Annotated in this window: 15 protein-coding genes; all 15 read left to right on the top strand. The window is 43.0% G+C overall.

Features of this window, described 5'->3' with window-relative positions; genetic code table 11:
• Positions 1–8 precede the first annotated feature (8 nt).
• The 15 genes from INT76_RS02265 (at position 9) to pstB (INT76_RS02195) (ending at position 12,567) form a co-directional block, all read left to right on the top strand.
• Positions 9–422, top strand: a complete 414-nt coding sequence (locus INT76_RS02265; protein ID WP_212571769.1) for a DUF2871 domain-containing protein — start codon at positions 9–11, stop codon at positions 420–422.
• A gap of 161 nt (positions 423–583) precedes the next feature.
• A complete protein-coding gene (locus tag INT76_RS02260) occupies positions 584–1,837 on the top strand; it encodes a DUF2130 domain-containing protein (protein ID WP_212571767.1) in 1,254 nt (417 codons plus the stop codon).
• Positions 1,838–1,873: 36 nt separating this feature from the next.
• Positions 1,874–2,458 (top strand): hypothetical protein, encoded by a 585-nt coding sequence (locus INT76_RS02255; RefSeq protein WP_212571765.1) that lies wholly within the window; start codon positions 1,874–1,876, stop codon positions 2,456–2,458.
• 324 nt (positions 2,459–2,782) lie between these two features.
• Positions 2,783–3,658, top strand: a complete 876-nt coding sequence (gene truB / locus INT76_RS02250; RefSeq protein ID WP_212572994.1) for a tRNA pseudouridine(55) synthase TruB — start codon at positions 2,783–2,785, stop codon at positions 3,656–3,658.
• Positions 3,659–3,693: 35 nt separating this feature from the next.
• Positions 3,694–4,617: a bifunctional riboflavin kinase/FAD synthetase gene (locus tag INT76_RS02245; protein ID WP_212571763.1), complete on the top strand. Its 924-nt coding sequence runs from the start codon at positions 3,694–3,696 to the stop codon at positions 4,615–4,617.
• The gene (locus INT76_RS02240; RefSeq protein WP_212571748.1) at positions 4,610–5,341 is read left to right on the top strand and encodes a potassium channel family protein; all 732 of its coding nucleotides are present in this window, start codon (positions 4,610–4,612) and stop codon (positions 5,339–5,341) included. The genes INT76_RS02245 and INT76_RS02240 overlap by 8 nt, the downstream gene beginning before the upstream one ends.
• A gap of 76 nt (positions 5,342–5,417) precedes the next feature.
• Positions 5,418–5,819, top strand: coding sequence for a transcriptional regulator SpxA (spxA, locus tag INT76_RS02235; protein ID WP_212571746.1), 402 nt, complete (start codon positions 5,418–5,420; stop codon positions 5,817–5,819).
• A 6-nt stretch (positions 5,820–5,825) separates the two neighbouring features.
• Complete coding sequence (locus INT76_RS02230; protein WP_212571744.1) at positions 5,826–6,104, top strand: UPF0223 family protein; 279 nt, start codon at positions 5,826–5,828, stop codon at positions 6,102–6,104.
• Positions 6,094–6,867, top strand: a complete 774-nt coding sequence (locus INT76_RS02225) for an inositol monophosphatase family protein (RefSeq protein WP_212571742.1) — start codon at positions 6,094–6,096, stop codon at positions 6,865–6,867. Before INT76_RS02230 ends, INT76_RS02225 begins: the two co-directional genes overlap by 11 nt.
• Positions 6,852–8,153: an RsmF rRNA methyltransferase first C-terminal domain-containing protein gene (locus INT76_RS02220; protein WP_212571740.1), complete on the top strand. Its 1,302-nt coding sequence runs from the start codon at positions 6,852–6,854 to the stop codon at positions 8,151–8,153. The genes INT76_RS02225 and INT76_RS02220 overlap by 16 nt, the downstream gene beginning before the upstream one ends.
• Before the next feature lie 151 nt (positions 8,154–8,304).
• Positions 8,305–9,174, top strand: a complete 870-nt coding sequence (locus INT76_RS02215; RefSeq protein ID WP_212571730.1) for a phosphate ABC transporter substrate-binding protein PstS family protein — start codon at positions 8,305–8,307, stop codon at positions 9,172–9,174.
• 2 nt (positions 9,175–9,176) lie between these two features.
• Positions 9,177–10,094 (top strand): phosphate ABC transporter permease subunit PstC, encoded by a 918-nt coding sequence (gene pstC / locus INT76_RS02210; RefSeq protein ID WP_212571719.1) that lies wholly within the window; start codon positions 9,177–9,179, stop codon positions 10,092–10,094.
• Entirely contained in the window at positions 10,084–10,968 is an 885-nt protein-coding gene (gene pstA, locus INT76_RS02205; RefSeq protein WP_212571717.1) for a phosphate ABC transporter permease PstA, read from the top strand. Before pstC ends, pstA begins: the two co-directional genes overlap by 11 nt.
• 25 nt (positions 10,969–10,993) lie before the next feature.
• Entirely contained in the window at positions 10,994–11,797 is an 804-nt protein-coding gene (gene pstB / locus INT76_RS02200; protein WP_212571715.1) for a phosphate ABC transporter ATP-binding protein PstB, read from the top strand.
• Positions 11,798–11,808: 11 nt separating this feature from the next.
• A complete protein-coding gene (gene pstB, locus INT76_RS02195) occupies positions 11,809–12,567 on the top strand; it encodes a phosphate ABC transporter ATP-binding protein PstB (RefSeq protein WP_212571712.1) in 759 nt (252 codons plus the stop codon).
• Positions 12,568–12,583: the final 16 nt, after the last annotated feature.

Genomic DNA, 12,583 nt, shown 5'->3' with positions numbered 1-12,583 from the left:
GATTTTAGATGAAAAAGTATATTTCGATCGCTATTTACTATGCCTACGCTGCCTTGGCGGCCGGAGTCTTTTATAGGGAATTTACCAAGTTTAATGACTTCACAGGTGTTACCAGCCTCGGGAAGATTCATACCCACCTATTTGTCCTAGGGATGTTTGTCTTTCTTCTGGTTGCACTCTTTAGTGAACGACTGGATTTGACTGCTCATAAGAGTTTCCAGCGCTTTCTTTACACCTACAATGTCGGCCTCATTCTGATGGTGGTCATGTTATTTGTTCGTGGTGTCGTTCAGGTATTGGCTCTGGAGTTAAGCAAGGGTCTAAATGCTTCAATTTCAGGCTTGGCAGGAGTAGGTCATATCCTTTTAGCCTTCGGTTTGATGAGCCTGCTCTATACCTTGAAAAAAGCAGCCAAAAACTAATCGCAACCTCTCTCAGACAGTTAGTTTGGGAGAGGTTTTGGAAAAACAAACTTGCTGATCTTTTACCCCAATTTTCAGCTACAAGGTTAGACATGACAAACACCGCATATTGTGGTGTTTTTTGGTATAATATAATAAATAGACAAAAGAAAGAGGAAAGTATGAATCAAATTCAATGCCCGCATTGCGGAACGACATTTACCATCAACGAAACTGCTTATAGCCAGCTCCTAGACCAGGTTCGGGGAGCTGAATTTGAAAAAGAAATCCATGAGCGCTTGGCGCGTGAAACGGAACTCCTAGCTGAGAAGGCCAAGAACGACCTGCAAGCCAAACTAGGAGAAAAGGACAAGGAAATCGCCAAGCTGGCAGCGGATTTGGACAAACTTTCTGATAAGAACGCCCATGAGTTGGAACAAACCCTTTTTCAAAAAGACCGCGAGTTACAAGAGCTACAAAGTCAGCTGGAAAAACTGAAGTTAGAGCAGGAGAATCAGCTTCAAAAGGCCCTTTATCAAGTGGAGAAAGAGCGAGATCAGGCCAAAAATGAACTGCGTTTAAAAGAGCAAGAACGTGACTTGGCACTGGCTACAACCAAGCAAGAATATGAACTCCAACTCAAGGCAGCCAATGAACAGGTGGAATTTTACAAAAACTTCAAGGCACAGCAGTCTACGAAGGCTATCGGGGAAAGCTTGGAACTCTACGCAGAAGCAGAATTTAACAAGGTTCGCCACCTAGCCTTCCCAACTGCCTACTTTGAAAAAGACAACCGCGTATCAGAAAGCGGCTCTAAGGGTGACTACATCTACCGCGAAAAAGATGAGAATGATGTAGAAATTCTCTCCATCATGTTTGAGATGAAAAACGAAGCAGATGCAACCAAGACCAAGCATAAAAACGAAGATTTTTTCAAGGAGCTGGATAAGGATCGCCGAGAGAAAAACTGTGAGTACGCTGTGCTTGTAACCATGCTGGAAGCAGATAGTGAATATTACAACACAGGCATTGTTGATGTTAGCCACAAGTACGAAAAGATGTATGTGGTGCGCCCACAATTCTTTATCCAGTTGATTGGGATTTTGCGCAACGCAGCCTTAAATAGCCTCAAATACAAGCAGGAGTTAGCTTTGATTCGCGAGCAGAACATTGACATTACCCATTTTGAAGAAGACCTAGAAACCTTCAAACAAGCCTTTGCCAAGAATTACAACTCTGCCAGCAGTAACTTTAAGAAAGCAATCGATGAAATCGACAAAGCTATCAAGCGGATGGAAGAGGTCAAACGCTTCCTGACCACCAGTGAAAACCAACTGCGCTTGGCTAACAACAAACTAGATGACGTTTCTGTCAAAAAACTAACCCGCAAAAATCCAACCATGCAGGCCAAGTTTGCTGCCTTAAAAGAGAAATAACCCCCTGCCAAACACCTAAAATAGCTAGTAGGATTTATGGAAATTAAAAATATATTACCAGATTTAGTAGAGTGTTTTTATTTGAGTAATAGAATTGATGGTGAAATAGAATTTCTTGAAAATCCGTTATTACTCACTGTTAATAATATTTCTGGTCAATTGTTAGAATACTACCAACATCTATCTTTCGCAGAAGATTGTTATTTTGGAAATCAATTTTTTGATATTGTGCTACTTCCCATACAATCAGAAGGAACTAGACCAGAGACTTTTGGGGTACACCATGATGAACGATTTCAAAAAAATGATTACATTATTTTTGCACATACTACTTCAGATGATGTAATTTTTTGTGATGTACGGGATGAAAAATGTCCAGTTTATGGGCTCATTTCCGGGGGTGAATACCCTCACAAACTAGGTGATTCTTTATACGATTTTTTATCTTTTTACATCAAAATTGTGAAGTTAGAAATAAACGATTATCACGAAGAAATCTATTCTGACAACAACTTTAATATAAAAAAAGAATTTGTCGCTGATGTGTCTAACATAATAAATAATAATTTTTCTGGAGAGTCGCATGAGGGACTAATCACATTTTTATTAAGCGGTTTATAAAGAGATTTAAGGAATTAAGAAGGCAACTTTTGGCACCTATCCAGGTCTAACATTTTTATCCACTTTTTGTCTTCAAATGGTTGGATATTTCAAAATTATATGTTAAAATAATAATATACAAAGCAGATATGTGAGATAAGAAAATACGCCCGTTTGCAATGAGGTTTTGGTTTGTATGGGCAATCACCTTCTTAACGACCTCTCCTTATGAACTAGCTAGAGAATGCTTGATGGTATTCTCTAGCTTCTTTTTTTTGTCTATCAGAATGTCTTATAGAAAAATGTGGAAGCATATGCTGGATTCTATGCTATAATGGTTGTATGATTTCAGGAATTATCAATTTGAAAAAAGAGGCTGGGATGACCAGTCATGATGCAGTATTTAAACTTCGTAAAATCTTGCAGGAAAAAAAGATTGGTCATGGGGGCACGCTTGACCCAGATGTAACGGGTGTATTGCCCATTGCAGTCGGCCAGGCGACCCGCATGATTGAATTTATGCAGGAAGAAGGAAAAATCTACGAAGGAGAGATAACCATTGGATGGTCAACGACAACAGAAGATGGCACTGGAGAAGTGGTAGCAGTCACCCCTGTGTCAGAGTTGACCGAGGAAGAAGTAGACCAAGCCATGGCAACTTTTAAAGGGCCAATAGGACAGATACCTCCCATGTATTCAGCGGTTAAAGTCAACGGTCGAAAGTTGTATGAGTATGCTCGTGCGGGGGAGGAGATAGAGCGCCCTGTCCGTCAGGTCGTCATCCATGAATTTGAGCGAACCAGCCCCATTGAGTTAAACGATGGGAGCGCACGCTTTTCCTTCCGAGTTCGTTGTGGTAAAGGAACCTATGTCCGCACCCTTTCTGTGGATTTGGGAGCTAGACTGGGTTACGCTAGCCACATGTCCAAGCTAGAGCGGACTGGTTCTGCCGGCATGGTTTTGGAAGATGCCCTGACGCTAGAAGAAATTGCCCAAAAAGTAGCTGACCAAGATTTTTCTTTTCTCCAGCCTATGGAAAAAGGAATTGGTGATTTAACGAGGGTTGACTTGACCGATGAAGAATGGCTAGATGTCCGCCACGGTCGTTTTGTTAACTTACCGATGAGCCAAGAAGTGCTAGCAGCCTTCTATCAGGAAAAAATTGTCGCTATTCTAGAAAAGAGAGAGGATTGCTATAAGCCTAGAAAGGTTTTCTTATAAGCCTTTCAGGGACTTTATGTTACAATAAAACCACTATGGATATTTTTCGTTTTACAGATTATAAAGAGTTAAACCCACAAGAAGAAACGGTTTTGGTGTTGGGGTATTTTGATGGGATTCATCTTGGGCACAAAGCTTTGCTAGAACGAGCGCGTCAGTTGGCTGACCAAGAAGGCTTGACTGTTTCCATCTTGACCTTCCCAGAGTCGCCTAGATTGGCTTTTGCTCGTTTTCAACCGGACTTGCTCCTCCATTTGACCAGTCAGGAGAAGCGCTATCAGCTGATGGCGGATTATGGGGTGGACAAGCTTTACTTGACTGATTTCACTAGTCGTTTTGCTTCTAATAGCCCAGAGGAGTTTGTGGACAAGTACCTCAAGCGGCTGAATGCTAACATTTTGGTAGCCGGTTTTGACTATCATTTTGGAAATTGCCGAGCAGATGTGGCAGACTTGGAAGCTCTTTTTGATGGTCGGGTGGAGATTGTTGAGGAAGTGAAGTACCAGGATGAAAAAATCTCCTCCAGTCGCATCCGTCAGGCCATTCAAACAGGTCAGGTCAAGGAAGCCAATCAGCTCTTGGGGTACGAGTTTTCTACCGAGGGAATCGTCGTCCATGGAGATGCTAGAGGAAGGACTATTGGCTACCCAACAGCGAATCTCGCTCCTTTTGAACGGGTACATTTCCCCGCAGAAGGTGTTTATGTGACCGATGTTGAGATTGAAGGGCAGCGGTATCGTGCAATGGCCAGTGTTGGTAAGAATGTGACCTTCGACGGCAGGGAATTGAGGATTGAAGCCCATATTTTTGATTTTGACCGTTTTATCTACGGTGAAAAGATTACCATCTATTGGCTTGACAAGATTCGTGACATGGTTAAGTTTGATGGGATTGATGAGCTGATGCAGCAGATGAAGCAAGATGAGCAAGTCGCGCTTGCTTGGGGACAAGATGATTAAAAAAATAATTCAGCATCCAAATTATGAAACACTGATGACTGGCTTAGCCATTGTCTATGTTATTTTGATTATCGGTGAGTTGCTGACCTTTACCTCACAAAGCAATCTCATTTATCAGATGTGCAACACCGGTCTATGGCTTATTTTTGTCTTTGACTATTGTGCTAATCTCTACTATGCAGAGGATAGAAAAGTCTATATTAAGACCCATATTCTGGATTTGATTGCCATTCTTCCCTTTGATCAGTTCCTTGGATTCTTCCGATTGGGTCGAATTGCCCGCCTTTTTCGCCTTTTGCGGATTGCTCGCTTATTCGCCTTATCTAGCCGGTTCTGGGATACTATCCGGAGCTTGCTCAATACCAACGGATTATCAAAAATTCTCATCTTAAACCTTGCGGCAGTTGTATCTTCTAGTATTCTGCTGTCTATCTTGGAAGACAAGCCCATTTTTGATGCTCTTTGGTGGTCTATTGTAACCATGACGACGGTAGGCTATGGTGATATTGTTCCTCAGGACTGGATTACCAAGATTATTGCCATTGTCCTGATGCTAGTCGGGATTTGCACCTTCGGTATGGTAACCAGTGCCATCACACGTTTTTTCATTGATGGGGAAAGAGAGTCAAAGCTGGATATTATCATGAAAAAGCTAGTTGACCAGTCTCGCATGATTGAGGAGTTGGAAGCAAAAATTGATAATCTCACCCAAGAAAAAAAGTAACCTTAAAAAATAGGCTTGTAAATTGCTTTTTTATAGTGTATACTATATATGAGAAAAATTGTAGAAAGGTATGCTTATGATTACATTGTTTTTATCACCGAGCTGTACGAGTTGTCGTAAGGCCAGAGCATGGTTGACGAGTCATCAGGTACCTTTTACAGAGCACAACATCATGACCAGCCCCCTGACAGCCGACGAACTCAAGAGTATTTTGGCTCTAACAGAGAATGGAACTGATGATTTGATTTCAACTCGTTCAAAAGTGTTTCAAAAGTTGAATGTTGATGTAGATGAGTTATCTATTTCTCAACTGATTGATTTGATTGAAACCTATCCGAGTCTTTTGCGCCGTCCGATTATCTTGGATGAAAAACGGATGCAGATTGGCTTTAACGAGGACGAGATTCGGGCCTTCCTACCACGGAACTACCGAAAACAAGAACTAAAAAATGCAACATTACGAGCAGAAATAGGATAGAAAGATATGGACAAGAATTATTCATATCCACTTGATTTTTCGTGGAGCACTGAGGAGATTTCCTCCGTGCTTTCTTTTTTGAATCAGGTGGAAAAGGCTTATGAAAATGGTGTAGAGGCTCAGGCCTTGCTAGATCGTTATGCGAAATTTAAGTCAGTGGTTAAAAGCAAGGGGCAAGAGCGACAGATTGACCGTGATTTTGAAGCGGTGTCTGGCTATTCCACCTACCGTGCGGTCAAAATGGCCCGAGAAAAAGGGAAAGGGGTTATTCGCCTTGGACGCTAAGTATGCTTTCGCCCAGCAGATTGTAAAAGAAGCTGGAGCTTTTTTGCGCCAGCACCTCCATGATGACCTGCTCATTGAAGAAAAAACAGATTTCACAGATTTAGTGACCCACTTGGACAAACAGGTGCAGGAAGAGCTGGCTCAACAGATTATCAGCCGCTATCCGGATGACAGCATCTACGGAGAAGAAAGTGAGCAGAGAAGCTCTCTTTTTCAGGGTAAGGTTTGGGTCATTGACCCGATTGATGGCACGACCAATTTTATCGTCCAACAGACAGATTTTGCGGTCTTGTTGGCTTATTTTGAAGATGGAGTCGGTCAGTTTGGGATTATTTACGATGTCATGCAGGACAAGCTCTATCATGGCGGTGGGAGCTTTCCTGTCTATGAAAACGACCATCTTTTGCCTAGCTTTGTAGATAAGCCTTTTAAAGCTGGTTTGATTGGTATCAGTGCTGGCTTATTTGCTCAGGAAAATCTGGGTTTTCGCACTATCGCAGAAAAGAGTTTAGGTACCCGTTCCTATGGTAGTGCCGGTATTAGTTTTGCCCATGTTCTCACTGGTCGATTGATGGCTCATTTTTCCAATGCCTTTCCTTGGGATTATGCGGCGGCAGCTATTTTGGGGCAATCTCTCGGTTACAGTTTGATTCGTCCGGATGGAAGCCAGCTAGCCTACGAGGGGCGAGAACTGGTTATCTTTTTACCAACGGTGAAGATTGATGAAGTGAAAGGAGTGTGTGAGTCGTGCAACTCCCTCTAGAATTTATTGAAAAGTACACAGACTTGCTGGGAGCAGAAGCGCCAGCATTTTTTGAGAGTTTCCATCAAGAAGCTATTTCCGCTTTTCGCAGCAATCCTCTCAAAGAAAGGCAGGAAACATTTGACCAGCCCATTAAAGGGCTGCCTTGGTCTTATTACGGTAAGGTGTCGGGGAAATCTCCTCAACATGTCAGCGGTTTGGTGTATTCTCAAGAGCCAGCTGCTCAGATGGTCGGACACATCGCAGCTCCTCAAGAAGGAATGAAAGTCTTGGATTTGGCTGCTGCTCCGGGAGGAAAGTCAACTCATCTGCTGTCTTTTCTGGGCAATGCCGGTATTCTAGTCAGCAATGAAATTTCCAATAAACGATCTAAAATCTTGGTTGAGAATATTGAGCGTTTTGGGGCTCGTAATGTAGTGGTTACTAATGAGTCTGCTGACAGATTGGCTAAGGTTTTTCCTTCCTATTTTGACATGATTGTTTTGGATGCCCCTTGTTCGGGCGAAGGGATGTTCCGAAAGGATCCTGCAGCCATTCAGTATTGGTCCCTTGATTATCCTAAGCAGTGTGCTGCACTGCAGAAAGAAATACTAGTTTCTGCTGTTGAAATGCTGGCAGATGGTGGTCAGTTAATCTATTCGACCTGCACTTGGGCTCCTGAAGAGAATGAGGAGGTTGTGCAGTGGCTTTTAGATAACTACGATATGGAGTTGTTGGATATTCCAAAAATCAATGGGATGGCAGAGGGAATCGGTTTGCCACAGACTGCTAGAATGTATCCCCATCGCTTTGAGGGAGAGGGACAGTTTGTTGCCAAACTCCGCTACAAGGGGGCTCCGAGCAGTAAACGGCTTAAAACAGGGAAATCCAATCTCAATCGTGAGCAACAAGCACTCTGGCAAGAATTTGCAAGGAAGCACTTGAATCTGCAGCTGGATGGCTTGCTGCAAGTTTTTGGTGATAACCTCTATCTGTTACCACTAGGACTACCTGATTTGTCCAAGGTCAAAATTGCCCGCAATGGTCTTCACCTCGGTGTCTTCAAAAAGAAGCGGTTTGAGCCTAGTTTTGCTCTGGGGCTTGCTTTATGGAGCGAAGAAGTCAAAACAAGAGTAGATATTTCAGAAGCTGACTTTATCAATTATGTGGCTGGACAAACCGTTTCTGTGTCTCAGGAACTTCCTAACGGTTGGTACCAGATTGCAGTCAATGGCAACGGTCTTGGCTTTGCCAAAATTGTTTCGGGAACCCTAAAAAATGCCTTTCCAAAGGGTCTGCGATTTTAACCCGCGATTTTAAGGGAAATTGAGGCAGAAATCTTTTGCATGTTGTCAGGTTATATGATATAGTGGATTAGTGGAAATTTCTTGTAAAAAGCATGTAAAAGCAAGCTGTTTGCAGGAAATTTCTGCGTAAAAATGTAAAGGAAAAACAATTATGAAAAATAAGCATAAGCTTAGGATGGCGGCCTTGGTTTTCTTGGCTGGTATCAGTTTATCTGCCTGCTCATCATGGATTGACCGAGGAGAGTCTATTACTGCGGTTGGTTCTACGGCTCTGCAGCCCTTAGTTGAAGCAGCAGCGGACGAATTTGGTTCAACCAACATTGGTAAGTCCATCAATGTCCAAGGAGGAGGTTCGGGGACAGGCCTATCTCAGGTTCAGTCCGGAGCGGTTCAAATTGGAAACAGCGATGTATTTGCTGAGGAAAAAGAGGGGATTGAAGCAGATCAGCTTGTGGATCATCAAGTGGCAGTAGCAGGTCTTGCGGTAATCGTCAATGAAAAGGTCACTGTGGATAATATCACCACAGAAGAACTACGCAAGATCTTCACGGGTGAAATTACCAACTGGAAGGAACTAGGCGGTAAAGATCTAGACATTTCCATTATCAACCGAGCGGCGAGCTCTGGTTCACGGGCAACCTTTGACAGTGTCATCATGGATGGTGAGACGGCTATTCAAAGTCAGGAACAAGACTCAAATGGTATGGTAAAATCCATCGTAGCTCAAACACCAGGAGCAATTTCTTATCTTGCTTTTGCCTATGTAGATGATTCCGTTAAAACAATCAAGCTGAACGGCTTTACACCAACAACTGAAAACGTTGCAACCAATGATTGGCCAATTTGGGCTTACGAACACATGTATACCAAAGGAGAAGCTGACGGGCTGACGGAGGAATTCCTCGATTACATGATGTCAGATGAAGTGCAAAAAGGTATCGTTGTGAGCATGGGGTATATCTCCGTGAATGATATGAAAGTAGTGAAGAGTGCTGATGGCACTGTCACAGAGAAGGAGTAGGGATGAAAAATCAACAGCTTGCCAAAGAATTGAGTTCACCTTCTAAGAACTCCAGACTGGAAAAATTTGGTAAGGTCTTGACCTTCCTGTGTCTGGCCTTAATTGTATTTATCGTTGCTATGATTTTGGTTTTTGTGGCCCAGCGTGGCCTATCAACCTTCTTTGTAGATGGCGTGAAAATAACAGATTTCTTATTTGGTTCTAAATGGGAGCCAAGTTCTAAGATCTTTGGAGTCCTTCCAATGATTATGGGGTCTTTCATCGTAACGATTTTATCTGCAGTGATTGCAACTCCGATTGCGATTGGAGCGGCAGTCTTTATGACAGAAATTTCTCCCAAGCGCGGAGCGCGTATCTTGCAGCCAGTTATTGAGTTGTTGGTAGGGATTCCGTCCGTAGTGTATGGATTTATCGGTCTTCAAGTCGTTGTACCGTTTGTGCGTACCTTGTTTGGAGGAACAGGGTTTGGTATCCTTTCGGGAGTTTTTGTACTCTTTGTTATGATTTTGCCAACTGTAACCTTTATGACAGTAGATAGCCTTCGTGCAGTTCCTCGTCACTATCGGGAAGCAAGTTTAGCTATGGGAGCTACTCGTTGGCAAACGATTTGGCGCGTTATTTTGAATGCGGCTAAACCAGGTATTTTTACAGCTGTTATCTTTGGTATGGCTCGTGCCTTTGGTGAGGCCCTTGCCATTCAGATGGTGGTTGGTAACTCTGCGGTTATTCCAACCTCACTCACTACACCAGCTGCGACCTTGACATCTGTCTTGACCATGGGTATTGGTAATACGGTTATGGGAACTGTTCAAAACAACGTTCTATGGTCATTGGCTTTGGTCTTGCTTCTTATGAGCCTGGTCTTCAATATGATTATGAAATTTATTACGAGAGAGGGTAAGAAAAACTATGCACGCTAAAAAATTTGACAAACTAGCGACGGGGCTTCTCTACTCTATCGCAGGAGTTATCGTAGTTATCCTGACATCGCTGATTCTCTATATCTTACTCCGTGGTCTGCCCCATGTAAACTGGTCTTTCCTAACTAGTAAGTCCTCATCTTACAAGGCAGGCGGAGGTATCGGGATTCAGCTCTACAACTCGTTTTTCTTGCTGATTATCACCCTGTTGATTTCGATACCTTTATCAACCGGTGCGGGTATCTATCTCGCTGAATATGCTAAGAAAGGCCCATTGACTAATTTTATCCGTACCTGTATTGAGATTCTTTCTTCTCTTCCCTCAGTCGTGGTCGGTTTGTTTGGTTACTTGATTTTCGTCGTTCAATTTGAGTATGGTTTCTCCATCCTTTCTGGTGCCTTGGCACTTACAGTTTTCAACCTTCCTCAAATGACGCGTAACGTAGAAGACAGCCTTCGCCATGTGCACCATACTCAGCGTGAAGCAGGACTTGCCCTTGGACTTTCTCGTTGGGAAACAGTTCTTCATGTGGTCATCCCAGAGGCTTTGCCAGGTATTGTCACAGGTATTGTCTTGGCATCAGGACGGATTTTTGGTGAAGCGGCCGCACTGATTTATACAGCAGGACAGTCTGCACCAGCGCTTGATTGGTCCAACTGGAACCCGCTTAGTGTTACCAGTCCAATCTCAATCTTCCGGCAGTCTGAAACTCTGGCTGTCCACATCTGGAAGGTGAATAGCGAAGGAACCATTCCTGATGCGACACAAGTTTCTGCAGGTAGCGCAGCCATTCTCTTGGTATTTATCCTGATTTTCAACCTGTCAGCGCGTTACATTGGTAAGAAACTGCATTCAAAATTGACCTCTGCATAAGAAGGTTATGCTATAAGGAGAAAAAATGGCAGAATATAACTGGAATGAACGGCATATCATTACCTTCCCAGAGGAGAAAATTGCTCTTTCTACAAAAGATTTGCATGTTTACTACGGTAAAAACGAAGCAATCAAGGGCATTGATATGCAGTTTGAAAAAAATAAAATTACGGCTCTTATCGGCCCTTCTGGTTGCGGAAAATCAACCTATCTTCGGAGCTTAAACCGGATGAATGATACTATCGATCTTGCCAAAGTAACCGGAGAAATCCTTTATGAAGGGATTGACGTCAATAAGCCGGAAATGAATGTTTACGAGATTCGTAAGCATATTGGGATGGTTTTTCAACGACCAAACCCATTTGCGAAATCTATTTACCGCAACATTACCTTTGCCCATGAGCGTGCAGGGGTGAGAGATAAGAAGGTTTTAGATGAGATCGTTGAGACCTCCCTCAAGCAAGCAGCACTTTGGGATCAGGTGAAAGATGATTTGCATAAGTCTGCTTTGACCTTATCAGGCGGTCAACAGCAGCGTCTCTGTATTGCTCGCGCTATTTCGGTGAAACCTGAAATTTTGCTGATGGACGAGCCTGCTTCGGCCCTGGATCCGATTGCGACTATGCAGCTGGAAGAAACCATGTTTGATTTGAAGAAGAACTATACCATCATCATCGTAACGCACAACATGCAGCAGGCAGCCCGTGCGAGTGATTACACAGCCTTCTTCTATTTGGGAGATTTGATTGAGTACGATAAGACCTCTAACATCTTCCAAAATGCAAAACTGAAGTCAACCAGTGACTATGTATCAGGACACTTTGGTTAGAAAGGGACAAGATGACATCACCTATTTTACAAGTAAAAGATCTATCTGTTTACTACAATAAAAAGAAGGCTCTCAATAGTGTATCCATTGATTTCTACCCAAATGAAATTACAGCTCTGATTGGTCCATCTGGTTCTGGTAAGTCAACGTTATTGCGCTCTATCAACCGTATGGGTGATTTGAATCCAGAGGTAACCTTGACTGGCTCAATCGACTACAATGGCAAAAATATTTACAGTCCTCGGACGGATACTGTTGATTTACGTAAGGAAATCGGTATGGTTTTCCAACAGCCCAATCCATTCCCTATGACCATTTACGAAAACGTTGTATACGGTCTTCGGATCAATGGTGTTAAGGATAAGAATATCTTGGATGAAGCAGTTGAGTATTCTCTTAAAGGGGCGTCTATTTGGGACGAGGTAAAAGACCGTCTGAATGATTCGGCGCTCGGCTTGTCTGGTGGACAGCAGCAACGTGTATGTGTGGCTCGTGTTTTGGCAACAAGTCCTAAAATCATCTTATTGGATGAACCAACGTCTGCTTTGGATCCTATTTCAGCTGGTAAAATCGAGGATACCCTCTATGGTCTAAAAGAGAAGTACACCATGGTACTGGTGACACGTTCTATGCAACAAGCCTCTCGTATCTCAGACCGGACAGGATTTTTCCTAGATGGCGACCTAATAGAGTATAATAAGACTAAGGAAATGTTCTTGAATCCTGTTCATAAACAAACCGAAGATTACATCACAGGTAAGTTTGGATAGGCTGAAGCCTGTCTAA

This window comes from Streptococcus oriscaviae (assembly GCF_018137985.1).
In the GTDB taxonomy this organism is placed as follows: Bacteria; Bacillota; Bacilli; order Lactobacillales; family Streptococcaceae; genus Streptococcus; species Streptococcus oriscaviae.
The sequence above is the reverse complement of the archived record's forward strand: the minus strand, read 5'-3'. Positions and strand labels throughout refer to the sequence as shown.